The organism is Smaragdicoccus niigatensis DSM 44881 = NBRC 103563 (genome assembly GCF_000380645.1).
Taxonomy (GTDB): Bacteria; Actinomycetota; Actinomycetes; order Mycobacteriales; family Mycobacteriaceae; genus Smaragdicoccus; species Smaragdicoccus niigatensis.
The window spans coordinates 229,943-254,489 of sequence record NZ_AQXZ01000019.1 but is presented as its reverse complement, the minus strand read 5'-3'; the positions used below and the strand labels follow the sequence as shown (position 1 = coordinate 254,489).

General features: G+C 64.7%; 30 protein-coding genes. 14 read left to right on the top strand and 16 right to left on the bottom strand.

Annotation, left to right across the window (positions count from 1 at the left end; all coding sequences use genetic code 11):
* Nucleotides 1-6 precede the first annotated feature (6 nt).
* Nucleotides 7-177: a hypothetical protein gene (locus F600_RS0122385; protein ID WP_018162895.1), complete on the bottom strand. Its 171-nt coding sequence runs from the start codon at nt 175-177 to the stop codon at nt 7-9.
* Between the two features lie 169 nt (nt 178-346).
* Nucleotides 347-736 carry a DUF2237 family protein gene (locus F600_RS0122380; protein ID WP_018162894.1) on the bottom strand — a complete coding sequence of 130 codons (390 nt, stop codon included), beginning with the start codon at nt 734-736 and terminating at the stop codon, nt 347-349.
* Between the two features lie 184 nt (nt 737-920).
* Here F600_RS0122380 and F600_RS0122375 point away from each other — a divergent pair, with 184 nt between their 5' ends.
* Nucleotides 921-1,403: a hypothetical protein gene (locus F600_RS0122375; RefSeq protein WP_018162893.1), complete on the top strand. Its 483-nt coding sequence runs from the start codon at nt 921-923 to the stop codon at nt 1,401-1,403.
* On the opposite strand, the gene bluB is transcribed toward F600_RS0122375, so the two are convergent.
* Nucleotides 1,400-2,026, bottom strand: a complete 627-nt coding sequence (gene bluB / locus F600_RS0122370) for a 5,6-dimethylbenzimidazole synthase (RefSeq protein WP_018162892.1) — start codon at nt 2,024-2,026, stop codon at nt 1,400-1,402. The genes F600_RS0122375 and bluB overlap by 4 nt on opposite strands.
* A 36-nt stretch (nt 2,027-2,062) precedes the next feature.
* Between bluB and F600_RS0122365 the strand changes: the two genes are divergently transcribed.
* From F600_RS0122365 to F600_RS0122355, 3 genes are read left to right on the top strand one after another with little or no spacing between them, the layout of a single operon-like run.
* Nucleotides 2,063-2,713 carry an NADPH-dependent F420 reductase gene (locus F600_RS0122365; RefSeq protein ID WP_026306850.1) on the top strand — a complete coding sequence of 217 codons (651 nt, stop codon included), beginning with the start codon at nt 2,063-2,065 and terminating at the stop codon, nt 2,711-2,713.
* Nucleotides 2,713-3,525: a class I SAM-dependent methyltransferase gene (locus tag F600_RS0122360; RefSeq protein WP_018162890.1), complete on the top strand. Its 813-nt coding sequence runs from the start codon at nt 2,713-2,715 to the stop codon at nt 3,523-3,525. Before F600_RS0122365 ends, F600_RS0122360 begins: the two co-directional genes overlap by 1 nt.
* A gap of 60 nt (nt 3,526-3,585) precedes the next feature.
* Nucleotides 3,586-4,392: an adenylate/guanylate cyclase domain-containing protein gene (locus F600_RS0122355; protein ID WP_018162889.1), complete on the top strand. Its 807-nt coding sequence runs from the start codon at nt 3,586-3,588 to the stop codon at nt 4,390-4,392.
* An 8-nt stretch (nt 4,393-4,400) separates the two neighbouring features.
* Here the strand turns inward: F600_RS0122355 and F600_RS0122350 are convergent, their stop codons facing one another.
* Together F600_RS0122350 and F600_RS0122345 are read right to left on the bottom strand one after the other, a co-directional pair.
* Nucleotides 4,401-5,123, bottom strand: coding sequence for a VIT1/CCC1 transporter family protein (locus F600_RS0122350; RefSeq protein WP_018162888.1), 723 nt, complete (start codon nt 5,121-5,123; stop codon nt 4,401-4,403).
* 9 nt (nt 5,124-5,132) lie between these two features.
* A complete protein-coding gene (locus F600_RS0122345) occupies nt 5,133-5,693 on the bottom strand; it encodes a TetR/AcrR family transcriptional regulator (protein WP_211220108.1) in 561 nt (186 codons plus the stop codon).
* Nucleotides 5,694-5,785: 92 nt separating this feature from the next.
* Here F600_RS0122345 and F600_RS0122340 point away from each other — a divergent pair, with 92 nt between their 5' ends.
* Both F600_RS0122340 and F600_RS0122335 read left to right on the top strand, forming a co-directional pair.
* Nucleotides 5,786-7,387 carry an MDR family MFS transporter gene (locus tag F600_RS0122340; RefSeq protein WP_051090896.1) on the top strand — a complete coding sequence of 534 codons (1,602 nt, stop codon included), beginning with the start codon at nt 5,786-5,788 and terminating at the stop codon, nt 7,385-7,387.
* A gap of 19 nt (nt 7,388-7,406) precedes the next feature.
* Nucleotides 7,407-8,504 carry a winged helix DNA-binding domain-containing protein gene (locus tag F600_RS0122335; protein ID WP_018162885.1) on the top strand — a complete coding sequence of 366 codons (1,098 nt, stop codon included), beginning with the start codon at nt 7,407-7,409 and terminating at the stop codon, nt 8,502-8,504.
* A gap of 76 nt (nt 8,505-8,580) precedes the next feature.
* On the opposite strand, the gene F600_RS0122330 is transcribed toward F600_RS0122335, so the two are convergent.
* On the bottom strand, nt 8,581-8,865 hold the full coding sequence (locus F600_RS0122330; RefSeq protein ID WP_370670711.1) for a YciI family protein: 285 nt from the start codon (nt 8,863-8,865) through the stop codon (nt 8,581-8,583).
* A gap of 240 nt (nt 8,866-9,105) precedes the next feature.
* Here F600_RS0122330 and F600_RS0122325 point away from each other — a divergent pair, with 240 nt between their 5' ends.
* Nucleotides 9,106-10,692 carry a Na+/H+ antiporter gene (locus F600_RS0122325; RefSeq protein ID WP_018162883.1) on the top strand — a complete coding sequence of 529 codons (1,587 nt, stop codon included), beginning with the start codon at nt 9,106-9,108 and terminating at the stop codon, nt 10,690-10,692.
* Here F600_RS0122325 and F600_RS0122320 read toward each other — a convergent pair.
* Nucleotides 10,689-12,920, bottom strand: coding sequence for a molybdopterin-dependent oxidoreductase (locus tag F600_RS0122320; protein ID WP_018162882.1), 2,232 nt, complete (start codon nt 12,918-12,920; stop codon nt 10,689-10,691). The two genes, F600_RS0122325 and F600_RS0122320, sit on opposite strands and share 4 nt — an antisense overlap.
* Nucleotides 12,921-13,128: 208 nt before the next feature.
* Between F600_RS0122320 and F600_RS0122315 the strand changes: the two genes are divergently transcribed.
* Both F600_RS0122315 and F600_RS0122310 read left to right on the top strand, forming a co-directional pair.
* Nucleotides 13,129-13,734: a lytic transglycosylase domain-containing protein gene (locus F600_RS0122315; RefSeq protein ID WP_245541607.1), complete on the top strand. Its 606-nt coding sequence runs from the start codon at nt 13,129-13,131 to the stop codon at nt 13,732-13,734.
* Nucleotides 13,735-13,857: 123 nt separating this feature from the next.
* Entirely contained in the window at nt 13,858-14,313 is a 456-nt protein-coding gene (locus tag F600_RS0122310) for a hypothetical protein (RefSeq protein ID WP_018162880.1), read from the top strand.
* A 54-nt stretch (nt 14,314-14,367) separates the two neighbouring features.
* Here the strand turns inward: F600_RS0122310 and F600_RS0122305 are convergent, their stop codons facing one another.
* The 5 genes from F600_RS0122305 to F600_RS0122280 all read right to left on the bottom strand — a co-directional run bounded on the left by F600_RS0122305 (nt 14,368) and on the right by F600_RS0122280 (nt 16,794).
* The gene (locus F600_RS0122305) at nt 14,368-14,538 is read right to left on the bottom strand and encodes a hypothetical protein (protein ID WP_156024771.1); all 171 of its coding nucleotides are present in this window, start codon (nt 14,536-14,538) and stop codon (nt 14,368-14,370) included.
* Nucleotides 14,539-14,685: 147 nt separating this feature from the next.
* Nucleotides 14,686-15,021, bottom strand: a complete 336-nt coding sequence (locus F600_RS0122300; protein WP_018162878.1) for a transglycosylase family protein — start codon at nt 15,019-15,021, stop codon at nt 14,686-14,688.
* Between the two features lie 344 nt (nt 15,022-15,365).
* A complete protein-coding gene (locus F600_RS0122290; RefSeq protein ID WP_018162877.1) occupies nt 15,366-15,560 on the bottom strand; it encodes a hypothetical protein in 195 nt (64 codons plus the stop codon).
* Nucleotides 15,561-15,616: 56 nt separating this feature from the next.
* Nucleotides 15,617-16,372 (bottom strand): SigB/SigF/SigG family RNA polymerase sigma factor, encoded by a 756-nt coding sequence (locus tag F600_RS0122285; RefSeq protein ID WP_018162876.1) that lies wholly within the window; start codon nt 16,370-16,372, stop codon nt 15,617-15,619.
* A gap of 2 nt (nt 16,373-16,374) precedes the next feature.
* Nucleotides 16,375-16,794 (bottom strand): ATP-binding protein, encoded by a 420-nt coding sequence (locus F600_RS0122280; RefSeq protein WP_026306847.1) that lies wholly within the window; start codon nt 16,792-16,794, stop codon nt 16,375-16,377.
* Nucleotides 16,795-17,444: 650 nt separating this feature from the next.
* Here F600_RS0122280 and F600_RS0122275 point away from each other — a divergent pair.
* A complete protein-coding gene (locus F600_RS0122275; RefSeq protein WP_018162874.1) occupies nt 17,445-17,918 on the top strand; it encodes a Rieske (2Fe-2S) protein in 474 nt (157 codons plus the stop codon).
* Between the two features lie 135 nt (nt 17,919-18,053).
* A complete protein-coding gene (locus F600_RS29385; protein ID WP_018162873.1) occupies nt 18,054-19,439 on the top strand; it encodes an N-acetylmuramoyl-L-alanine amidase in 1,386 nt (461 codons plus the stop codon).
* Here F600_RS29385 and F600_RS0122265 read toward each other — a convergent pair.
* From F600_RS0122265 to F600_RS0122255, 3 genes are read right to left on the bottom strand one after another with little or no spacing between them, the layout of a single operon-like run.
* Nucleotides 19,436-19,849 carry a molybdenum cofactor biosynthesis protein MoaE gene (locus F600_RS0122265; RefSeq protein ID WP_018162872.1) on the bottom strand — a complete coding sequence of 138 codons (414 nt, stop codon included), beginning with the start codon at nt 19,847-19,849 and terminating at the stop codon, nt 19,436-19,438. The genes F600_RS29385 and F600_RS0122265 overlap by 4 nt on opposite strands.
* Nucleotides 19,846-20,832: a bifunctional molybdenum cofactor biosynthesis protein MoaC/MoaB gene (gene moaCB, locus F600_RS0122260; protein ID WP_018162871.1), complete on the bottom strand. Its 987-nt coding sequence runs from the start codon at nt 20,830-20,832 to the stop codon at nt 19,846-19,848. The genes F600_RS0122265 and moaCB overlap by 4 nt, the downstream gene beginning before the upstream one ends.
* Nucleotides 20,829-22,013, bottom strand: a complete 1,185-nt coding sequence (locus F600_RS0122255; RefSeq protein ID WP_018162870.1) for a molybdopterin molybdotransferase MoeA — start codon at nt 22,011-22,013, stop codon at nt 20,829-20,831. Before F600_RS0122255 ends, moaCB begins: the two co-directional genes overlap by 4 nt.
* Nucleotides 22,014-22,085: 72 nt before the next feature.
* Here F600_RS0122255 and moaA point away from each other — a divergent pair, with 72 nt between their 5' ends.
* From moaA to F600_RS0122240, 3 genes are read left to right on the top strand one after another with little or no spacing between them, the layout of a single operon-like run.
* Nucleotides 22,086-23,150, top strand: a complete 1,065-nt coding sequence (gene moaA, locus F600_RS0122250) for a GTP 3',8-cyclase MoaA (protein ID WP_018162869.1) — start codon at nt 22,086-22,088, stop codon at nt 23,148-23,150.
* On the top strand, nt 23,143-23,391 hold the full coding sequence (locus F600_RS0122245) for a MoaD/ThiS family protein (protein WP_018162868.1): 249 nt from the start codon (nt 23,143-23,145) through the stop codon (nt 23,389-23,391). Before moaA ends, F600_RS0122245 begins: the two co-directional genes overlap by 8 nt.
* Nucleotides 23,388-24,146, top strand: coding sequence for a fructosamine kinase family protein (locus tag F600_RS0122240; protein WP_018162867.1), 759 nt, complete (start codon nt 23,388-23,390; stop codon nt 24,144-24,146). The genes F600_RS0122245 and F600_RS0122240 overlap by 4 nt, the downstream gene beginning before the upstream one ends.
* Here F600_RS0122240 and F600_RS0122235 read toward each other — a convergent pair.
* Nucleotides 24,139-24,504 (bottom strand): hypothetical protein, encoded by a 366-nt coding sequence (locus F600_RS0122235; RefSeq protein ID WP_018162866.1) that lies wholly within the window; start codon nt 24,502-24,504, stop codon nt 24,139-24,141. The genes F600_RS0122240 and F600_RS0122235 overlap by 8 nt on opposite strands.
* Between the last annotated feature and the right edge of the window lie 43 nt (nt 24,505-24,547).

The window sequence follows — 24,547 nt, the reverse complement described above, 5'->3', positions numbered from 1 at the left end:
CGCGGGTCAGGCGGCGCGAGACCTTGGCGTCGCGAGCTGCTCGGTGGTCTCACTGAGCGCTGCCAACCGCGCGTAGCGGGACTCTTCACGCTGATACGTGGCGCGGAAGAGCAAGGCAACGCCCTCGACGAGCAGCACGGCGAGAGACAACGAGACCAGAGCGGCAAAGATCGTCATGTCAGGCGTCCATCTCATTCGGTTCGGATCTTGATCACCAGCTAATCAGTGGCGAACCAGCCTTGCCACCTAGGAATACCCAGGCGAGAGCAGCTTCACACGTTGCGATCTCGTTGTTCATCGGATCGCTGGCCACCGTTTACGAATTGATACGAAAACGGGATCAGACCTACTCCAAACCGCTCAGATCGGTTGGCACATCGACCGAATACTGCTGCAGCACGGTCAGCGGAATCAGCTCGAGAACGTTCTGGTGGGTGGCAGCGAGGACCACCGGCGCGGCGGCGCCGTCCTGGTGGGCACGCAACCAGTTCCGCGCGGTGACGCACCAGCGATCGCCGGGCACGAGTCCGGGAAAGCGGTAGACCGGCATCGGCGTGCTGAGGTCGTTGCCGATGCTGCGCTGATGCTCCAGGAATTCCGCGGTCACGACCGCGCAGATGGTGTGGCTGCCGACGTCCTCGGGCCCGGTACTGCAGCACCCGTCGCGGTAGAACCCGGTCATCGGGTCGGTTCCGCAGGATTCGAGATCCTCGCCCAGAACATTGCGATCAGCCACGACCTCAAGTATCCCGTGCGGCGCTCGCCCCGGCCGGGAATTAATCCGCTTGCAACGAAGTGGATTCGATCTTGGTCGCTATTGGCTAACGACTGACGAACACGCCATATCGATCCGTTTGCTCGATTTGACGCGGGGCTACTTTGCGTGGAACGGGGTTTCGACGAGTTGGGGGAGTCACGCCGTGAAGAAATCCATCATCGCGTTTGCATTGGCCGGATCGGTCATCTTGGCCGGTTGCGCCATCGACACTCCAGAGGTCGTCGACCACACCACTCACACCACGACGCCGACCGCCGAAGAAGAGTCGCCCACGACGACCAAGACCACGGTCCGGACGTCGCCGAAGCCTAAGCCTGCTTCCGGCACGGGCGACAGTTACCTCTACGACCCGTCCCTCGACGAGGGCACTGACGTCTCCGCGGACACCGGACCGACGGTGGAACCGGGATCCGACTCCGGCCTCGGCGACGCCGCGGAATCGACGGACGAAGCCTCGATCACGCCGACCGACGCAGCCGACGCTGCAGCGGCGGATGACAGTGCGACCGCGACCGACACCTCGACGACCACGACGCCGACCAGTGGGACGAGCACGTCGACGACCACCACGAAGACGAGCGGATCGACGACAACGACGACGCCGGTCTCGGGCGACAGCGGCTAGAAACGCTCGCGGTGGATCGCCTCGTCCAGAGGGCGCCGGGAACGCCATCCGAACCGCTCGAGGTCCGGAACCTCCTGCAGACGGGTGACGGGTCCGATACATAGCCAGGCGATCGGGCGGACACCCTCGGGCAGTCCGGCGAGGTTCGCGAGGAAGGGCTCGTCGTAGAACGACACCCACCCCACGCCGATGCCCTCGGCGGTCGCGGCGAGCCATAGGTTCTGGATCGCCAGCACGGTCGAGAAGAGCCCGGCGTCCGTGATCGTGTGCCGGCCGAGAACGTGCTGACCACCACGTGACTGGTCGTGGGTCACGACGATTCCGGTTCGGCTCTCGCGGATGCCCTCGATCTTGATCGGCGAGAATGTCGCCGCGCGCTCGGGCGGCAACGACTCCGCGAAGTCATCGCGCTTGCACGCCACATGGGCGGCGAACGCATCCAGCGTCTCGGGGCTCTGAATGACGACGAAGTCCCACGGCTGTGAGTTGCCCACGCTCGGTGCGCGATGCGCAGCGGAAAGAATCCGGACCAGGACGTCGTCGTCGAGGAGTTCCCCGCTGAATTCGGCGCGAACGTCGCGTCTCCGCTCGATCGCTTCGTAGACAGTGAGATCTTGGGTCACCCGCCGACACTAACCCCAGGGCACTAGGTTGGAATCATGCGGATCGCAGTACTTGGCACGGGCATGGTCGGGCGTTCCATCGCCGGCCGGCTCGATGAACTCGGCCACGACGTCAGCGTCGGGACACGTGACCCCGAGGCAACTCGGGTACGCGAAGACGCGGGTTGGTTCACGGACCGGCCCGGTATTGCGCTCGCGACGTTCGCCGAGGCGGCCGCCGGTGCCGAGGTCGTTTTCAATGCCTCGAACGGTGCCGTCAGTCTCGATGTCCTCGGCCAAGCGGGTGCCGACAACCTCGCCGGCAAGATCGTCGTCGACATCGCGAACCCGCTCGACTTCTCGCAGGGCTTCCCGCCGACTCTCTTCGTCAAGGACACCGACTCGCTCGGCGAGCAGATCCAACGTGCTTTCCCGGACGCGCGCGTCGTGAAGACGCTGAACACGATGAACGCGTCGCTCATGGTCGCCCCCGGCGTCCTACCGGAGTCGACCAGCGTCTTCGTGTCGGGCAACGATGCCGATGCGAAGGCAACGGTCACCGGACTGCTTCAGCAGTTCGGGCACCAGGATGTCATCGACCTCGGCGACATCACGACCGCCCGGGGGACCGAGATGCTGCTTCCCATGTGGCTGCGCCTGATGGGTGTGCTCGGCACCGCCACCTTCAACTTCAAGATCGTGCGCTGATGAACGACGATCCGGCCCGCTTCGTCGGCGACGTCCCCGGTTCCTACGATCGAGGGCTTGGGCCGGTGATGTTCAAGTGGTACGCCGAGGAGGTCGCGCGTCGGGTGGCGAAGACCAAGCCCCGGACAGTGCTCGAAACCGCGGCGGGGACCGGCATCGTCAGTCGAGCGCTGCGCGACGCGATTCCGCACGATTCGACGCTCACGATCACCGATCTGAATCTGCCGATGCTGGACATCGCCCGCGCCAAGTTCGCGCCCGGTGAATCGGTGTCGATCGAAGTGGCTGATGCCCAGCACCTCGCCTATCGGGACAAGTCCTTCGAGTCGATGGTCTGCCAGTTCGGAGTGATGTTCTTCCCGGATCAACTCGTCTCGTTCCAGCAAGCACGGAGGGTTCTCCTGCCGGGCGGGGAGTACCACCTCTCGGTGTGGGACTCGCATGCGCACAATGGATTTGCGCGGATCGCACACGAGAGTGTGCAGCAGGTCTTCCCGGACGACCCGCCGCCGTACTTCCGGATCCCCTTCAAGGACTCGGCCATCGCACCCATGCAGGATCTCTTCGAACGTGCCGGGTTCGACGAGATCGACGTGGATGTCGTCCCGCATCAGTCGCCGGTCGAGCGTTGGGACTCGTTCGTCGACGGTCTCGTTTTCGGCAGTCCGCTGAAGGCTCAGATCGACGCACGCGGCACCCACTCCGCCGAAGAGGTTCACGGCTTGATTGTGGACGGTCTGACCGCGGAGTACGGCCCCGCTCCGGCCACGTTGCCGATGCAGGCGATCCTGTACCGCGCGATCGCGAGCTGACCGACTCGGGGGTTGCCCGAATCCGCCTACCGCGCAGTCGCGTTCTGGAACTATTCGCCTATGACCGAGATCTGGCTCGCCTGGGCGATCGCGGGTGTCGAGGCGGTGGTGATCCTCGCCGGCGGCGGTCTGCTCCTTCTCCAGCGCCGCCGAATCAACGTCCTACGAAATCAGATCGACGGCAGCCGCATGCGGTCCAGGGGTCTGATCGCGAGCGGCAAGGGTGCGGTGTTGAAGGTTCTCTCGACCGCGAACCTCGTGCTGGAGAAGGGGATCACCGAGGCTATTCGCAACTCGATCGAGGATCTCGCCGGCTGGGCGCAGGTCGAACAGCCGAACCTTGCGCGGCTCGCGTCCCGCGACGGGACGATCACGATCTTCTTCTCCGATATCGAAGGGTCGACAGCGCTCAACGAGCGCCTCGGGGACAAGCAGTTCATGAAGGTCCTCGATCGCCACAACAAGCTCATCTCGGACAGCGTGAAGAAGAACAAAGGGCACGTGATCAAGACGCAGGGCGACGGATTCATGGTGGCGTTCGCCTGGCCTGAGCAGGCCGTGCGTTGCGCCGTCGACATCCAGCGTGGGCTCACCAGCGTCAGCCAGACGTTCCGCCATCCGATCGCCGTGCGAATCGGTATTCACGTCGGGCCGGCGGTGCGCAAGGGGGACGACCTGTTCGGGGTCAATGTCGCGACCGCGGCCCGCGTCGCCGCACAGGCGAGCGGGGGAGAGATCGTCGTGAGCGAGCCGGTGCGCGATGCGATCAGCCGATTCCCCGATCTGCCGATCGGCGAGGGCCGGGCCGTCGAACTGAAGGGTTTGCAAGGTCAGCGGAAGATCTTCCCGGTGCTCTGGCAGCGCTAACCGACGGACTACGCTCCGGCGAAACCACCGACGAGTTGGCCCGCAACGAACGTGACGACCATGGCTATCGCTCCGCCGAACACGACTCGGGTGACGGCCCGCCGGGCGTTCGCGCCGCCTAGCCGGGCGGAGATGGCTCCGGTGATGGCCAGCGCGATGACGACCGACGCAAAGGTGACCGGGACCCGAAGCGAGACCGGCGGCGCGAGAATCGCGATGATCGGGAGCAGCGCGCCCAATGTGAAGGAGAAGAAGGACGCAATGGCGGCCTGCCACGGATTGGTGAGGTCGTCGGGGTTGATGCGCAGCTCGGCCTCGGCATGCGCGGTGAAGGCATCGTGCTCGGTCAGCTCGACCGCCACCTGCCACGCCGTCGCGGGCTTGAGGCCCTTCTGCTCGTAGATCCCGGCGAGTTCGGTGAGCTCGGCGGCGGGCTCCTCAGCGAGCTCGCGTCGCTCCTTGGCCAGCAGTGCCTTCTCGGTGTCCCGCTGCGTGCTGACCGAGACGTACTCGCCGACGGCCATTGAGATCGCGCCCGCGAGCAGTCCGGCGATGCCGGCCGTGATGATCGGCCCTCGTGCGACCCCGGCGCCCGCGACACCTACGACGAGACCGGCAACCGAGACGATGCCGTCGTTGGCGCCGAGCACGGCGGCACGCAGGCCATTGAGACGCGAGCTGAGGTCCGGGTCGTGGTGCGGTTCGCCGGAGTGAGGTGTGGGTTCTGACACCCCTAAAACCTACTTCTTGAGCGCCAGCACCTGCAGAGCTACGTCGAGGGCGGCTTGATGATCTTCTTCTTTGCTGCCCGGCTGCATCGCCGAGGTGCTCAGGCCGAAGACAGCGGTACGAACGGCGGCACGGGTGAAGGCGTCGGCATCCGGCGGTGTGATCACCGAGACGAACTCGAAGATCCAGTACTTGTTCGGGCGGCCATGTTCGGCGTTGTCGCGTTCGACCATCCCGCGGATGACCGGCTGGTTCTCGAACATCAGACGTTGAGTCTTGTGATTGCCGGTCAGTAGAGCGCTCAGGCGGCGGAGCATCTCCTGCTGGAGGTCCGGGCTGAACGGCTGATCGCGGCCCCACTCGACGAGCGACATCGTCTGCTCACGCCAGTCGTTGACGAGGGTCAGCAAGATCGCGTCTTTGGACTTGAAGTGGTAGTAGAGAGCCGCTTTCGTGACGTCGAGCTTCTCAGCGATCTCGCGCAAGGACGTGCCGTCGTACCCGTGTTCGGTGAACAACTCCAGCGCGACTCGCAGGATGCGATCCCGCATCGGGCTTGCGGCTGTGGTCACCGTCACTCCTTGTTTTGGGGAATACCTTCCGGGGGTCTCGGGTTAGACTAGCGCAGAAGCACTTACCGGTCGGCAAGTAAGCAGGTGGATAGATGACGACGGCTGTAGTAACAGAACCCGAATACGAACACAGGTCTCCACGAGAGATCATCACCGTGATGAGCGGCTTGGTCATCACGATGTTGTTGGCCATGTTGGACAACACCATTGTTGGACCCGCACTGCCCACCATCGTGGGCGAACTCGGTGGTTTGCAGCACCTTTCCTGGGTGCTCACCGCCTACACCCTGACGATGGCCATTTCGACGCTGGTCTGGGGCAAGCTGGGCGACCTCTACGGTCGTAAGCCCGTCTTCATGACCTCGATCGTCGTCTTCCTCGTCGGCTCCGCACTCACTGGTATGGCGCAGTCGATGTTCGAACTGACGCTGTTCCGCGCACTCCAGGGCCTCGGTGCCGGTGGTCTCGTCGTCGGCGTCATGTCGATTGTCGGTGTCCTCGTCCCGCCGGCCGAGCGCGGTAAGTACCAGGGCTTGTTCATGGCGGTCATGCCGCTGGCGATGCTCGGCGGCCCGCTCGTCGGTGGCTGGATCACCGACAACGCCTCGTGGCGCTGGGCGTTCTACGTCAACCTCCCGCTTGGTGCGATTGCGCTGGCCACGGTCTGGTTCACGCTCAACATCAAGCACCACCACTACGGCAAGGTCATCATCGACTGGACTGGTGCCGCCATGCTGACCGTGTGGGTGACCGCTCTGGTGCTCGCGACCAGTTGGGGTGGCTCGCAGTACGCGTGGACCTCATGGCAGATCCTGACCCTGGGTGCCGTCGCACTCGTCGGTCTCGGTGTGTTCATCGCCTACGAGCGCAAGGTCGACGAGCCGATCCTTCCGCTGCACCTGTTCAAGAACCGCAACTTCGCGCTCGCCGGTGGACTCACGTTCGTCGTCGGTCTCGCGATGATGGGTGGCGCGGGTTACCTGCCGCAGTACCAGCAGCTGGTGCAGCACCAGACGGCGACGCAGAGCGGTCTGCTGCTCCTGCCCATGATGCTCCCGATGATGGTGACCAGCATGGCCAGCGGTCAGATCACCAGCCGCCTGGGACACGTCAAGATTCTGCCGATCATCGGTGGTCTCGTCCTCACGGCCGGAATGCTGTTGCTCGCCAACATCGACGTTCACACCACCAAGACCACGGTCGCGCTGTTCATGGCTGTCATGGGTGTCGGCACCGGCTTCATGATGCAGCCGTCGATGCTCATCGCACAGAACAGCATCACGCTGCGTGACATGGGCTCGGGCATGGGTGCGAACACGTTCCTGCGGACTATGGGCATGACTGTTGGTGTCGCGGCACTGGGCACGATGTACTCGAGCCGATTGACGACGTCACTGGCCGAGGCCAACCCGCAGGCTGCTGCCAAGCTCCACGGCGGTGCACAGATGGCACCGGCGATGGTCGAGAAGATGCCGCAAGCGGTGCAGGACGCCATCGCGGCGGCTGTCACCCACGGTATCCAGGGCGTCTTCTGGGTCGCTGCCGGATTCGCGTTCGTCGGCTTCATCATCGCCCTGTTCGTCCACGAGGTTCACCTCCGCGGCCGCACTGACGAGAAGCCCTCGGGGCCGAAGCACGCAATGCCGAAGCAGCCGAAGCACGCTGCCAAGGAACAGGTCGCGGTCTCGGTGTAGAACCGACAGACTGTCAGTCGTGGTTGACCTCACGACTGATCAAGCGCTCGCCCTGCGCGTGCGCAATCTCCTCCTCGCCCCTGATTCGCTTACCTGCGAATCAGGGGCGCAGGTCGTTTCCTGGTTCGGTGCGATGCAGGCGCAGGAGATCGGCAGTGGACTGTGGTCGCTCGGCGCCCGGCTGCCGGGCCGCTCGATCGACGAGATCCGGCAGGAACAGGAAGATCGCTCGATCGTCCGCACCTGGCCCATGCGCGGGACCGTCCATTGGGTTCCCTCGGCCGACGCGAAATGGATGCTCGAACTCACCGGGGTGAAGGTGCTCGCGGGTGCGGAGTACCGGCGCAAGTACCACGGTCTCGAGGAAGCGACCGTCAATCAGGCAGTCGACGTGCTCGGAAACGCATTGAAAGAGCGCACGCGGTTGACGCGCGCGCAGTGCCTCGAGTCCATCGAGAAAGCCGGCATCTCGACGGGCGGGCAGATGGGCTACCACTTCCTCTGGTACGCCAGCCAGGTCGGCGTCACGGCGATCGCACCGAATGTGGGAACCGAGCAGACCTTCGTTCTGCTTGACGAATGGGCGCCGTCGCCGAACCAGCCCGATGACCCGGCGGCCACACTGGCCTGGCGCTACTTCCAAAGCCACGGACCCACGACGCGGAAAGACTTCGCGGGCTGGACCGGACTGAATCTCACCGAGGCGAAGCAGGCGATCGCCGGAGCGGAACTGACCGCCGTAGCGGTCGACGGCATCGAGATGTTCTGTACCGAAGAGTCTCTGGAATCCGTCCCGGACCGGCCGGTCGACGAGATGCGGGTGCTACCGGGCTTCGACGAATTCCTGCTCGGTTTCAAAGACCGGTCGATGATGCTCGACGACGTTCACAAGCACGCGATCATCCCGGGCGGCAACGGCGTCTTCCAACCGACGATCGTGCGCGCGGGGCGCGTGGTCGGAACCTGGAAGCGCAAGTCGGCGCTGAAGACGAAGACAGTGCTGACCGTAACGCCGCTCGTGCGGCTGAACAAGCGCCAACGAGCGGCGATCACGAAGGCCTTCGAGCCGTATTCGACGTATCTGGGCCAGCCGGTCGAGCTGGTGTGGCCCGACTGACCGCACAGATCGGCCTCTGACGGCGTCGCAAAGTCACTATTTCCTTTGCGCCGGCGGGAAAGGCCGGTTTGTGCGGCTAGACGCCCTGGAACGGCCGGACTTCGACCCTGCCCTTGCACGCCTTCGACGCTTCGGCCGCCAAGCCCAACGCCTCGTCGAGGTCCTCGGCGTTCAGGACCCAGAATCCGCCGATGAATTCCTTCGATTCGGCGTACGGGCCGTCGATCGTGAGCACGTCGCCGCCGGTCGCGTCGACGACCTTCGCCGCGCTGGGCAGCTCGAGTCCGCCCGCGAAAACCCAGTAGCCACTGTCCTGCAGCTTCTTGTTGAACCGGTCGACGGACGCGAACATCTCGTTCATCTCGCCTTCGGTGAGGTCGGGGACGGCGCCGTCGTGCCAAACGGACAGGAGGAACTCAGCCATAACTAACTCCTTTGATCAGGTTCTCGGTGGAAGCCGGCATGAGACTGACTTCACTGGGACTACGAACCGCATCGACACGATGCGACACATCAGCGAAAAAATTCTGCGGGAAAATTCGTACTTGAGGGCAACGCTACCGTCGGTGACTGCTGGAATCGACACCGAAGGGGGAGGTCCGTGAATCAGCTTCTACTGATTTTCTTGCTGTTGCTGGGCGCCCTCATCACCGTGCCCCTCGCCCGGAAAATCGGTGTGCCATCACCGATTCTGATGACGTTCCTCGGGGTGCTGCTGGCTCTCATCCCGTCGGTGCCGCAGGTCTCGATCAATCCCGACATGATCTTGCCGCTCGTACTGCCCCCACTGTTGTACGCGGCCGCCCAGCGGACGACCTGGCGACAGTTCGCGGAGAACTGGCAACCGATCACGCTCCTCGCCGTTGCGATGGTCATGATGACGACCGCAGCCGTGGCGTTCGCGGCATTCCTCGTCATCCCGGGCATGACGGTGGCCGCTGCCGTGACGCTCGGTGCACTGGTCGCGCCGCCCGACCCGGTGGCCGTGACGGCATTGGCCGGACGACTCAACCTTCCTCGACGTCTCGTCTCGATCCTCGAAGGCGAAGGTCTGTTGAACGACGTGACCGCGATCGTCATCTACGAGCTCGCAATCGTGGCGGCGGTCAGTGGTCACTTCTCCTGGAGAGATGCCGGAATCGATCTGGTGCTGTCGGCATCGATTGCCATTGCCGTCGGAACTGTGACGGGATGGCTCGGAGTCAAACTCATGCGGGTGCTCGGCGATGCCTCACTGCGCGTCGGTCTTTCGCTGCTGTTGCCCTTTGCGGTGTTCAAGGTCGCCGACGACCTCCACGGCTCGGGCGTCCTCGCGGTAGTCGTGACGGCGATTTTCCTCAGCGAGGCGTGGAAAGACGCCGACGACATCGAGGGGCGCCTCACCAACAAGGCCTTCTGGCGCATCATGGAAACCCTCATCACCGGTATCGCGTTCGGTCTCATCGGCCTCGAACTGCCGACCGTGTTCACAAACGCCCAGGGACATCTGGGTTATCTCGCGCTGTGGTCGGTCATCATCGTCGGTGTCGTGATCGGCGTGCGCTTGTTCTGGCTGGTGCCGGCGACGTCGCTGGTCCGGCGTACCCGCCGCCGGTTCAATCCGGACGCCGAGATCCCGGCGAGCTGGCGGGAGACCGTGGTCATGTGGTGGGCCGGCATGCGCGGAGTCGCCTCGGCCGCACTGGCGCTCGCCATCCCGTTCACGGTCGACAGCGGCGAGGGCTTCCCGGCCCGCGACATCATCATCGTCATCGCCTTCGCGGTCATCATGGTGACCCTCGTATTCCAGGGGACGACGCTGCCGATCGTGGTGAAGCTGCTCAATGTCGCGGCAGACCAGGACAAGCAGAGTCGTCAGGAACGACATCTCGCCGAACGCGCGTACTTCGCCGCGCTCGACCGGATCAATCTCCTCGCTGCAGAGGGGGAGATCCCGCCCGAACTCGTCGAACCGCTCGGTCGCCGCGCGTATTACATGTCGTCACGCCTGCATCCGCACTTCGCGGACGAAGCACAGCAGGAGAGCAATCAGGCCGCCGTGGTCAAGATGGGCCAATTCCGCATCGGGCAGCGCGAGATGATGTCGGCCGCCCGGGAAGCCGTGCTGTCCGAGCGCAACAAGCTCGGCATCGATCCTGAGGTCGTCGACCACGTGGTCCACATGCTCGACATCCGGAGCCCGCGCTAGACCGCCACCACCTGGACGGGAACGGCCGACAACGCGGCGTTGCCCGAGAGATCAACGCGCGCGGGGTCGGTGAGATCGTTGATCGAGACGCCTGGGAGCTTGCCGGCGCGGGAGAGTCGAATGCCTTCACCCTGGTGGCCGTACCCATGGGGAAGGGACACGACGCCCGGCATCATGTCGTCGGTTGCGCTGACCTCGATGACGACCGATCCGACCCGCGACGACACCTGAACCTGCTGTCCGTCGGAAAGCCCCCGGGCGGCGAGATCGCCCGGGTTCATGAGCAGGCGGTGCCGCGCCTGACCCCGCGTGAGCCGATCCGTGTTGTGCAGCCACGAGTTGCAGTCGCGCTGGTGCCGGCGGCCGATGAGCATGAGTCCGTCCGGCGCGGCCTCGGCGAACGTTTCGCGCAGACGGGTGAGGTCGTCAGTGATGAGCGGCTGCGCGAGCGTGATCGTCTGGCCCTTGGTCATCAGGCGCTTCGGCAGCGTCGGCTGGAGCGGCCCGAGGTCGACGCCTTGCGGGGTGTCCCGCAGCGCCCGCATCGAGGTCCGGCGACCGGCCGCAAGCAGTGCCGCGATGAGAACGGACGGGCTGATCCGCAGCCGGGCTTCCCAGATCAGTCGTTGCTTGAGCGGCATTCGGGTCGCCATCCGCTTCTCGAGACGAACCCCGAGGTCGCGGAAGATCTCCCAGTCGTGCATCGTGCCCGGTTCCTTGCCGAACATCGCCGGGGTGAACCGCGCGGTGTTGCGGGTCCCGAAGACGTGGAACGCGAGGTCGTACTGGTCGCGCTCGAGGGCGGTCGTCGGCGGGAGGATCACGTCGGCGTGCCGGGTTGTCTCGTTGATGTAGATGTCGACGCTGGCCATGAAATCGAGCTGGCTCAGCGCGTCGTCGAGTCGCCGGCCGTCGGGTGTCGACGACACCGGGTTTCCGGACACCGTGAACAGGGCACGAATCTGTCCGTCGCCGGGGGTATCGATCTCCTCCGCCATCGCGGCAACGGGCAGCTCGCCGGCGAATTCGGGCAGCTTCCGGACCCGGCTGGTGTACTTGCCGAAGTGCCCGCGGCCAAGCAGGCCGCGTTTGACGACGTCGATCGCCGGCTCGGGGAACATCGCGCCACCGGGCCGATCGAGGTTGCCGGTCAGGATGTTGAGGCACTGAATCGCCCACTGACACAGCGAACCGAAGCTTTGCGTCGACACCCCGATGCGCCCGTAGGCAACCGCAGCATCGGATTCGGCGAACTCGCGCGTGACCTGGCGAATGACGTCGGCCCGCACGCCGCTCATCCGCTCGGCGAACTCCGGAGTGAAGTCGGCGACGAGCGTCTGGACGCGCTTGATTCCGCGAACGTACCGCGCCGGGCGTGTGAGGCCTTCGGTGAACAGGACGTTGAGCATCGCGAGGAGAACGAGCGCATCGGTTCCCGGCCGGACGAAGTGGTGTTCGGTCGCGGCTTTCGCGGTCTCGGTGCGGCGGGGGTCGAAGACGACCATCTTGCCGCCCCGCTGACGCAGCTCACGCAGGCGGCCGGGGAAGTCCGGGACGGTCCACAGCGAGCCGTTCGAGGCCATGGGGTTGGCGCCGAACACCAGCAGGTAGTTCGTGCGGTCGATATCCGGTACCGGGATCAGCAGCTGGTGCCCGTAGAGCTGCCAGGCCACGAATTGGTGGGGGAGTTGATCGACCGAGGTCGCCGAGAAGCGGTTGCGGCTGCGCAGGACGCGCAGCATCTCGATGCCGTGGGTGGCGGCGCCGAGCGAGTGAACAGACGGGTTGCCGAGGTACACGCCGACAGAATTCCGGCCATGCGTGTTGCTCACTCCGGCAAGTCCCTCGGCGACCCGGTCGAACGCCTCGTCCCAACTGATCTCGACCCAGCGTGCGTGTGCGCCGGATCCGACCCGGCGCACCGGGCGACGGAGTCGATCCGGGTCGTTGTAGACGTCGACGAGGGCCACTCCCTTGGGGCAGATGTGCCCGCGCGACAGCGGGTCCTCGGCGTTGCCGCGGACGGACTTGACGTTGCCGTTCTCGAAGGTGAATTCGAGTCCGCAAATCGCCTCGCACAGGTTGCAGACGCCGAGTCGCGTCCCCGTGTAGCCGGCGGGAACAGGGTCGGAGTCGAGCCCGGCCAGCGTCTCGGCAGAGCGCCGCGCGCGTAGAACGAGGGGTTCGGCAGAAGCCGCGAGGGACTGCAGCGGGCCGGGGAGATCCATGGGCTCATCGTGCCACTCGGCGGCTCGCTTGGGCAGGTACGGGGGTCCGTGAAATGGGAAGTGATCCTCCCTACTTTTCAGTATTAATTTCCGTTATCTGTTTGTGATCGCGTAGTTATCTGGGCTAGATTGGCGTGACTGACGACGGGATTCGTAACTGATGAGATTTGCTGTACTACTGTTTGCCTCCGCCATCAGTGTTTCGCCAGTGAATCCATTGGTTTTACAGGCTGTCTCTGACTATTCCGACGGGCCGTCCGTCGAATTGGCGCCGCCGATTGTGGCGACCGCAGCGGTGCCGAAAGTCGCGCCGCCGCCCCCGCCCGCGCCGCCCGTTCCGGTGCCTGCCGAGTTCGAACCCTGGATCGTTCGTGCAGGTCACAAGTGTGAGGGCATCACGCCCGGCTTGATTGCCGCGCAGGTGTTCAGCGAGAGTTCGTTCACGACCAGCGCGGTCAGTTACTCCAATGCGCTCGGCCCCGGGCAGTTCATTCCCGAGACCTGGGCCCGGTGGGGTGTCGACGCCGACGGCGACGGTTCGGCCGACCCGTTCAGCATCGCGGATTCCGTTATGGCTCTAGCCGACTTCATGTGCTTCAACGTCGACAGCGTCAAGGCGGGGATCACCGAGGGCAAGATCTCGGGCGACCCGGTCGACTTGGCGCTCGCCGCCTACAACGCCGGCCTGGGCGCCGTGCAGCACGCCGGCGGAATGCCTGAGGGCGGGGACTACAGCACGCAGACGCAGCCCTATGTGGCCAAGATCCGCGGCCTGGAGAAGTCCTTCGATGCCGCGCTCGAAAATCGCGTCTGATCACCGACTTCTGCGTCACCCATTCGGTTTCGAACCGTTATCGCACCGGAGCTGAATTCTTCGCGAATCGGTCGTGATTTCAATATCGTTTGGCTGCAAATACCGTCCTCGACTGGAGACGAAATGCGCCGGGTACTCGTAGCCGCAACCCTTGCCACCGCAGGGCTGATCGGTGCTGCCTCGGTCGCGTCCGCAACGGCATTCACGGTCTTCACTCAGGACGGAGAAGTCGTTTCGGCGACATTCCTCGGGCTCCTGCCGGGGGAATCCTGTGTGCTGGCGGCCGTCGATGGGACGAAACACCAGCCTTCGGATTTCGACACCCCAGACGAGGTCGTCAACGCGGACTCGTCGATCGTGGCGCGGCCGGCGTTCGTATCCGCTGATTCCACGGGCCCGATTCTCAAGCTGAAGCTCGATTTCACGCCGGCCGATCCCGGCAAGTACATCGCAGTCGCGTTCTGCTACACCAGCGATGGTGAAGGCGTCGATGCGATCTCGACCAAGGAAATCACCATCGGCGATGCCTCCGCTCCGGCGACCGGCCAGTCCGAACCAGCGGGGATTTTCGGAAGCTGACAAGCGAAAGCCCGGGGGCGCCTGTGGCGCCACCGGGCTTGCTTGACGAATCTGTCAGCTGGTCAGCACGTGGGTGCGCTCGTCTTCGAGCGCCTTCTCCATCATCGGCCGGACCAGGAATGAAGGCACACCGAACATGTTGGCGACCTTTTCCTTCGGCCAGTTGCGTCGGTTCAGGCGCAGTACCGCGGCGGGCTCATGCGGCACGCCATCGCGGTTGGTCACGAAATAGTCTTGTCTGCTGGGCATCATTGGGCATCACACTCCGTCGCAATTGATTTTTCGCGACTGCATCGCCAGAGGCAATGGAATGTGACAGAGGTCAATTTCACCTGTAATTCGCCGACGGTTTACTGAACGGCGAATTGGGTGTCAGCCCAGGAACTTGCCGCACACCGGCCAAGCGCCGGCCCCCTGGCCCTTCAATGTCGATTCGGCGACTCGAATCTGCTCCGACTTCGAAGCCGTGTTCGGCATTCCCTTGCCGCCGAACGCGCGCCAGGTCTGGAGTGTGAACTGCAGGCCGCCATAGAAGCCGTTGCCCGTGTTGGTGCCCCAGTTTCCACCGGATTCGCACTGCGCGACGCGATCCCACACGGCAAGGGGCTTGGCGGACGCGGCTCCGGTGCCGATCGTCAGGGGAGCGACCACCGCGCACGCCACGGCAGACATGGCGGCACGCATGAAGAATCGGGGAATTGAAGACATTACTGCGGAGAACCTTTCGCGTGCTTAGTGACCGAATTGCGTTGTGCATATTGGTCACATTGACGAGTTCGTATTGGCCATTCAACCGGAACTCTCGGGGGTGCTGTTAAGCACCTTTTTGCGCGCTTCGCAGACTATCGGCAGTGAGATGTGAATCACGTCGAATTCCGGAAATTCGAGATCTTCCTCTCAACTGATTCACCCCGGCGTGTCGCGCTATATCCGCAGGTGAAGCAGGGTCGCAAAGATCATCAATTTTCTTTTTCAATCACTTCGCGATATTGCTGTTGGGCATGCGAAGCGGGCCCGAATAGGGGAAATTCGACGGGTGTGATTCGTCCGCGTCAGATGAGAAGAAGGATCGCCCAGGTGGCCGCAAGGAACGCGACGCCGACGGCGATGCCGAGCATCGCGGACCCCGTCAGGATGCCGAGGCCAACCGCGGCGACGCCGCTGCCCAGCCCGACCGCGATCCACTCGTTTATCGCGAATCCGCCCGTCAGTTGAACCTGCTCGTGGCGGGGTGCGAGGTGATCCATAGGGCCAGATATACCCACTGCGGCGGCCGGATGATCATGCGGCACGCCGTGCGGGATCAATCCAGATCCTGACGCAGCTTGGCCAGTGTCCGCGCGAGGAGACGAGACACGTGCATCTGCGAGATGCCAAGGGACGCGCCGATTTCCGACTGAGTCATGTTCCCGAAGAAGCGCAGCATCAAGATCTGGCGTTCGCGCTCGGGCAGTGCGGCGAGGAGCGGGCGCAGGGCTTCGTGGTCGTCGATCTGTTCGAGTGCGGAGTCGCAGTCGCCCAGGGTCTCCGAGATCGGAAGGCCCTCGCCGTCGCTCGACGTCGCCGCTTCCATCGACAACGTCTGGTACGACGAGCCGGCGGCGATCGCCTCGGTGACCTCGGCCGGCGTCGTGCCGAGTTCTTCAGCGAGTTCGTGGACGGTGGGTGCGCGGCGCAAACTGTGCGAAAGGTGGTCGGCCGCCTTGCCGAGCGCGAGATGCAACTCCTGCATGCGGCGAGGCACGTGCACTGCCCAGCCGGTGTCGCGGAAGTGTCGCCGGACCTCACCCATGATCGTGGGGATCGCGTACGAGAGGAAGTCGGCGCCGCGCGTCGGATCAAAGCGGTTGACGGCCTTGACCAGTCCCAGGCGGGCAACCTGAACCAGATCCTCGAGCGCTTCGCCGCGTCCCTCGAAGCGCCGCGCGACATGGTCGGCAAGCGGAAGGCAGCGCTCGACGAGCGCATCGCGAAGGCTGGTGCGGGCAGGATCGTCGGCTGGTAGCGCGGCGATCTCGCCGAAGCGCTCCATGACGTCGGAATAGTCGTTGGAAGGCATGTCTAGGCGGGCTCGCCGCCATTCCTCGATTTGCTGAACGACACGGCCGGTGCCGTGACGGACGCGAAGTCGGGCTGGGTCAACGTCGTCATCTCGACGTGGTCGGTGAGCGAACACAGGACGTGCCAGCCGAAGGTCTTCTGCTGGGTCGGTTGCGATGCGAGAGGAAAGACGCTGACGGTCACTCGAAGCGAGCTCTCGTGCGGCTCGAACGTGCAGTACATCGATGCGTCCGGGGCCGCGTGCCGAAGCAATTGGGTGCAGGCTTCGTCGACGGCCAGGCGCACATCGGAGATGGCGTCGAGGTCGAAGTTGGCGGCACCGGCAATCGCGGCAGCGACCGCACGCACGATGGTCAGCTGGCTCGGAGATGCCGCTACCCGCAACTGGGCGGGCAGTGCGCTGCTCTCGGTCGCGGGCATCACAGGGCTTCCATGAGGAGGTTGAGATCCTTTCGTGGTGGAGGCGATCGGCACCATCATGTCCATTCCCGGAATCGATGGAACTTAAACCTTGGCGATCGGGCGCACACTATCGGCGATTGTCCTATGTTCGCGCGACGCTGAACCGTTGCTGGCGTGTCGTCCCATGTCACGGCGGGCGTGTCGTGCTGGTGACCGAATTGCCGCGCAAGGCAATGCCTGGGTGTTAATTCACAGCTACCTCACAGGGTTGGCTTTCTGGGTCGAATTTCGCCAGGTAAATCCAGGTCTATCTTGGCCTTTCGCCTGGTTGAACACCCAACAAGATCAATTACGGGACCAATCACAAGTCGGTAACCGCGCACCCCCGCGCACCGCGAACGAGGGGCCCGAGATCACGATTCCTGCTGCACGCGTGGGTGACAGGGCATACTCAAGATCAGCTGTGTTGATCACGGTTGTGTGGAGGAATTACACTGTTGAGGCGGCAGTGTGGCCTGGGATAATCGAGTTGGTTGATTTTGATGTCATCACGACCGACTGCGGCTTACCCTTATAACGCTATGGTCACGCCCGCGATAGGCACGCCCGTACTGCTCCGGCTCGCAGCGGCGCGAACCAGACGATAGCCGAGTGTTTACGGAGACGGTATGACCCTGCATGATCGCCCCATCACCCGACGCGCCGTTGTTGCTGGCGCAAGCGTCGCTGCCGCAGCTGCGGCGGTCGGATGCTCGAGTGGCGGGTCGGAACCGAACAAGCAGGCGGCTGGCGCGCCGAAGCCTGTGGCGCAGACCAAGCCGGCGGAAGTTCTCGGCGACGGTGTTCCGACCCCGAAGGGCGAGATGATCGCCGACTGCAAAGACATTCCGGTGGGATCCGGAAAGATCACCTCGGATGGCCTGCTCGTCACTCAGCCCGAGGAGTCGAAGTACTACGCGTTCCACGGCGAGTGCCCGCACGCCGGCTGCGCGATCACTCAGATCATCAAGGACAAGATCACCTGCACGTGCCACGGCAGCGAATTCAGCCTGACTGGTGATGTCGAGAAGGGTCCGGCGCGCAAACCGCTGCGTCCGTGCCAAGTCGTGATGGCGAACGAGAAGATCTTCAAGCAGGACTGAGGCACTTCCGCCCCACTTCCGGCCACAGCAAGCTATCGAGGCGGCAACGCTTCGATAACCCACCGCGTGCGCGCAATAGAGAAGCCCTCCCACGGGGAACCATTTCGTCTGACCCCTTGTGGAAGGACGAATCCCGTGCGTAAGGCCAACTTCAACCCACTGCTGCGTAAGACGACGGCAATCGCCGCAATCGCCGCGACGTGTGGCGTGGCGGGCTTCATCCCTGGTATCGCCCACGCCGACGACGCAGCGACCGCTGCGGGTACTGCGGCAGCCGGCGCTGCGACGCCGGAGAACGTGAAGCAGATCCTGGTCGGCAAGAAGGTCTTCCTCGATCCCGGACACCAGGGCACGAACATCACCGAGGACCTCGCGAAGCAGGTTCCGGACGGCCGTGGCGGCACCAAGGACTGCCAGACGACGGGTGCCACGTCGGTCAACGGCGTCCCTGAACACACGATCAACTGGAAGGTCGCCAACCTCGTCAAGGCTTCGATCGAAGACCTCGGCGGCACGGTCGAACTGAGCCGCGCGGATGACGACGGCTGGGGCGGCTGCATCGACGAGCGCGCGAAGAAGGCCAGCGACTCGGGTGCCGACCTTGCGGTGAGCATTCACGCGGACTCGACACCCGCGGCGGTGGCGGAGAAGGACCACGGCTTCCACCTCATCGTTCCGACGCTTCCGGTGCCGGACAAGACCGTCAACGAGGTGCAGTCGACCAAGGGCATTCTGGCCACGAAGATCATGCGTGAGTCGTACGTGAAGGCCGGCTTCGCCGAGTCGAACTACGCCGGTACCGGCGGCCTCATGTCCCGTTCGGACATCGCCGGCCCGGCGCTCACGAAGGTGCCCCTCGTCTTTGTCGAGATGGGCAACCTGTCGAACACCGCAGATGCCGGAATGCTCGAGTCCGAAGAGGGCGAACTCCGGCACGCGGTGGCGATCATCACCGGCATCGTCGGCTATCTGCTCGACCGCGACCCGCGGACCGGCGAGCCGATCAAGAGCGTGACTCAGCTCGATTCCCCAGCGCCGGACAAGACCCCGGCAGTCGTCAAGCCGGAGGGTGAATCGACGGCAGCCGCCGCTGCGACCACCACGACCACGAAGCCGGCCGTTCCGACGACCGCGGCCTCGGCACCTGCGACCGCAGAGTCGACGACCTCGACCACGACGTCCTCGCCGACCGCTCAGGAACTGACGCCAGCAGGTTCTGGCGCGAACAGCGACTCGGTCACGAACACCTCGCCGGCAACTCTGGGCCAGGATTCGACGACGATGAAGAACCTGTCCAACATCTTCAAGCCGCTGCTCGACGTCCTCGGACTCGGCAGCGTGGCGCCGTTGACCGATCAGCAGACGTTCGGGCTCGTGACCAACCTCGCGGCGTCAATGCTCGACTCGAAGTTCAAGACGGGGAACGTCTTCCCGCTCGCTCCCGACAACGTGGTCGATGGCGAAACGGTGCCGAACTCCATCGCGGTCGGCGAGCCCAACCCGGCAGCCGGAACGAACTAGAGTCCGACCCACTCGGAGAGCCCATCCGCGAAGTGCTGACGCTTCCAGATGGGCACTTCGTGCTTGATCCGCTCGACGAGTTCGGCACACGCGGTGAAGGCTTCGGCCCGATGGGGTGCGGCGACGGCCGCCACCACCGCGAGATCGCCAACCCGAAGCTCACCGACGCGGTGGATCGCGGCCACCGGAAGTCCGGTGCGTTCGGCGACCTCGGTGCAGATCTTGGTGAGAAATCGCTCGGCGTCGGGATGCGCTGAGTACTCGAGGAGAGATACCGCCTGGCCGCCGTCGTGGTTCCGGACCACGCCGGTGAAACAGACGACGGCGCCGAACGCCGGGCCTGCCACCGCGGCGTCGACGACGGCTGGGTCGAGCGGCTGATCGGAAATGCGCGCCAGCAGTTCGCTCACTTCGAACCTCCCGTGGACTCGTGTTGGCCGCCGCCGGCGACTTGGGCCAGCAGATGGTCGAGTAATTCGTCGAGGACGGCCAGACCATCCTTGACGCCGCCCGGTGAGCCGGGCAGGTTCACGATGACCGTTCGCCCGGCGAGTCCGGCGATGCCGCGGCTCAGGGCTGCGAGCGGGAATTTCGCGGTGCCCTTCTGGCGGATCAGTTCGGCGACGCCGGGCAACGGGCGGTCCAGCAGCGCGGACGTTGCTTCCGGCGTGCGGTCGGTCGGCGAAGCACCGGTGCCGCCGGTCGTGATGATGAGTGCCGGCTGTTGTGCCACGGCGGCGCTCAGCACCTTCGCGATGTCGGCATCGGCGCAGATCGCGACCGGGTTCACCGCGAAATAGTGTCCGGCCATCCAGCTGGCGATCACCGGTCCGGTGGTGTCGTCGCGGGTGCCCTGCGCGGCTCCCGTCGACGAGACGATGACCGTCGCGCTGCGGTCGTTGTTCGCGAACGAGCTGCCTTCGCGGGTCCAGTGGCCGCGTTTGCCGCCGGTCTTGCTCACGAGACGGATGTCCGTCAGAACCGCACCGGGGTCGACGGCCTTCACCATGTCGTGCAGCGTCAGACCCGCGATCGCGACCGCGGTCAGGGCTTCCATCTCGACGCCGGTGGGTCCCTTCGTCTTCGCCGTCGCCTCGATGGTGATCGTGGTTTCGGTGAAGTCGAACGCGATGTTGACCGACGACAAGGGGATCGGATGACACAGCGGAATCAGTTCGGACGTCTTCTTGGCACCTTGGATGCCGGCGATGCGGGCAGTGGCCAGAACGTCGGCTTTCGGCAGGTCATCGGCCTGGACGAGACGCACGACCTCGGCGGTCGTGTGCATTTCGCCCGCGGCGATCGCCGTGCGGGTCGTGTCGACCTTGGCGCTGACGTCGACCATTCGGGCGCGGCCTTCGGAATCCAGATGACTCAGCTGGTGGTCGCTCATAACACCAAGATTTCCACATCCACGCCGGCAGGTACGACCGTGTGTTCCGCGGGCACGGAAATCAGCGCATCCGCCCAGGCGAGCCCCGCGACCAGATGCGAACCAGTACCTCGCATCGGTTCGATGCCGTTCTCGGTGAACTTTCCTCGAACGAACTGACGCTTGCCCGGGACCGACGAGATGTCCGCGGTGAGCGTGCGGGTTTGACGCGGAAGGGCCGGCAATCCGCTGATCGCCCGGATCGGACGACGAGCGAACACTTCGAACGACACCAGGGTGCTGACCGGGTTGCCCGGGAAGCTCAGCACCGGAACGCCGTTGTAGACCGACAATCCCTGCGGCCCGCCCGGCTGCATCGCGACCGGTCCGAAGTGGCCTCCGAGGGGGAGGAGAGTCTCCTTGACGACCTCGAAGTCGCCCATCGAGACGCCGCCCGACGTGACGATGACGTCGGCGGTCGCGGCACATTCGTCGAGCAGAGCCGTCATCGCTGCGGTGTCGTCGTCGCTGTGCGCGACCCGCACGACGTCGGCGCCATTGGCCTCGAAGCTCGAGGCGAGGGCCGTGCCGTTCGAGTCGTAGATCTGCCCCGGGAGCAGCGGAGTTCCAGCGGCCACGAGTTCGGTGCCGGTGGTGATCACGGCCACGCGCGGCCGGCGCCGGACGGCGACTTCGGTGAGGCCGGCCGCCGCGAGTGCCGCAACGTGCCTCGCCCCGAGCAGCGTGCCGGCGGTGACGAGCGGCCGACCCTTCTGCACGTCCGATCCGGCGTTTCGCACGAACTCACCCGTGCGGCGCGATCGCAGGACGGTGACCATTCCATCGGCCGCAGTGGTGTCTTCCACCGGCACGATGCAGTCGGCGCCCGCCGGGATGGGAGCGCCCGTCATGATCTTGAGTGCGCCGCCGCGGGGCAGGGCGGGGAGATCGGTGAGGCCGGCTGCGATCACTCCGGCAACCGGCAGCGTCACGGGCACCGATTGGATCGCCGCCGATTCGACCGCATACCCATCCATCTGCGAGTTCTGGAAGTTCGGCAGGTCGATGGGCGACACGACATCCGTCGGCAGGAACCGACCGAGCGCGGCGCGCAAGGGCACGGATTCGGTCGGGAGTTCGAGCAGCGGACGCAGGAGTTCTGCAACGGCGGCGGCATGCTGGTCAACGGATCGCCGGTTCACGCTCTCACGCTACAAGGTCGTGAACTCAGGACCGACGTGCACTAACCGGTCTATGTCTCGCATACTGGACGGGTGACCGCGATCGACATTGGCATCCCCGGGCTCCGCCATGCCCTCGATGCGCCGTCGGTCGAGGGCCGTCCAGACACACCGTACTTGCTCGACAAGTTCGGTCGAGTGGCCCGTGACCTGCGCGTTTCGATCACCGAGAAGTGTTCGCTGCGCTGCACCTACTGCATGCCAGAGGAAGGTCTGCCGCCGATTCCGGCCGAAGAATTGCTCACCGCGGACGAACTCGTACGCGTTGTGACGCTCGCCGTCCAGCAATTGGGAGTGCGCGAAGTTCGATTCACCGGCGGCGAACCGCTCATGCGCCGCGACCTCGAAGACATCATCGCGGGCTGTTCGAAGAATCTGCCGGGCATTCCCCTCGCGATGACGTCGAACGCGGTCGGGCTCGAACATCGAATCGCCGGTTTGGTCGAGGCGGGCTTGACCCGCGTCAACATCTCGCTGGATTCGATCGACCGCGCGGGTTTCGCCGCGTTGACCCGCCGCGACCGCCTGCCGTCCGTGATGGCGGGTATCCGCGCGGCTCGCGACGCGGGACTCGCGCCGATCAAGATCAATGCGGTCCTGATGCGACCGACGCTCGCCGGGGCGGTCGACTTGCTGCAGTGGTGCCTCGACGAACGCTGTGAGTTGCGGTTCATCGAAGAGATGCCGCTCGACGCGGACCACGAATGGGCCCGCGCGAACATGGTCACCGCACAAGACCTTCTCGACGTGCTTGGTGCGCGTTTCGAACTCACCGAAGTGGGTCGCGACGATCCGTCGGCGCCGGCCGAGGAGTGGCTCGTCAACGGTGGTCCGGCTCGCGTCGGCATCATCGCGACGGTCACCCGATCCTTCTGTTCGGACTGTGATCGCACTCGACTGACCGCGGACGGCCGGATTCGGTCGTGCCTGTTCAGCGACCACGAAGTCGACCTTCGGACACCCCTGCGCAGGGGCGCCACCGACGCCGATCTCGCCCAGTTGTGGCGTGCGGCGATGTGGAACAAGTGGGCCGGAAACGGAATCGACGCCCCCGACTTCGAACCGCCGGCGCGGAGCATGGGAGCAATTGGTGGCTGAGGTAGAGGTCCGGTTCTTCGCGGCCGCGATCGACGCTGCGGGTACGTCGAAGACCGTTGTCGAGCTCGGCGAATCGCCCACAGTGGGGGAGCTCAAGACGGTTCTGGCGGACCGCTACGGCGAGCGCATGGCGCACATTCTGCGCGTTGCCGCCTACCTCATCGGCGACGATCTCATTCGCGACGAAGCACATCCCGTGGGTTCACGCGTTGATGTGCTGCCGCCATTCGCAGGCGGATGACCTTTCGAAAAGCCTCTCCGCGACACCCGGATTTCTATCCGGCGGAAGCGGCCGGCCTGCGTTGGCTCGGACAATCAGGTGCGCCGGTCGTCGAGGTGCTCGAAGTCGACAGCCGTCGCATCGTCCTCGAACAGCTGCATTCGGTTTCGCCGTCGCGAGCTGCGGCTCGCGTGCTCGGGACCGCGCTGGCCCGAATGCACGATGCCGGAGCGGGGTCCCGCTTCGGAGCGCCCCCGGACGGCTTCACCGGTCAGATCTTCATCGGGAGTCGACCGATGTCGAGCCGCGAGCACGACTCGTGGGGCTCCTTCTATATAGAGGAGAGAGTCGAGCCGTACCTCCGGATCGCGGTGGACGAAGGATCGGTGCGTGCGGACCAGCTCCCGGTGATTGAGCGAGCGTGTGAGCTGGTCGCCTCGGGTGCATTCGATGACGGTGAGCCGCCGTCGCGGATACATGGCGACCTGTGGAATGGGAACGTGATGTGGACCGATCGCGGTGCGGTGCTCATCGATCCGGCTGCGCACGCAGGACATCGCGAGACGGATCTGGCGATGCTGGCGCTCTTCGGATGCTCGTACCTTGGTGAAATTCTGGAGGCCTACGACGAGGCGCACGCGCTGCGACCGGGATGGCAGCAGCGAGTGAGCCTGCACCAGTTGCATCCACTGGCGGTGCATGCCGCCGGTTACGGGCCGTCCTACGGGCAGGCGCTCACTCGGGCCGCGATGGACACGCTGCGCAGTTTCACTTGAACGCGCCGACGACGAACACTTTGGTGGTCGCCGGGGCAGTGTCGCTGAGGTCGCACTTTGCGGTGACTGTGTAGGTGGCGCCCTTCAGGCCGGTGAGGGTGCCGGTCCACCGGAGCGGATTGTCTGCGTTCGGCGTGCCGGCCAGGGCTCCGAGCTCGCCCGTGTAGCCGTTGCGGTAGGTCAGCGTGCAGGTGTCGGTGACGGGTGCCCCTGGCGGAAGGGTGACCGTGAAACTGAACTGCGAGTTGCCGCCTTTCGCAGTGACGGTCGAGGCCCAGGCGGTGCCTACGCCGCTGAACGCGAGGGCGGGTACGGCGATTGCCGCGACGATTGCCGAAGAACGGAGAGCTGCGAACATGGACGGACTCCCGAAGTGCGTACTGGATTTCTGCGGACCCGGT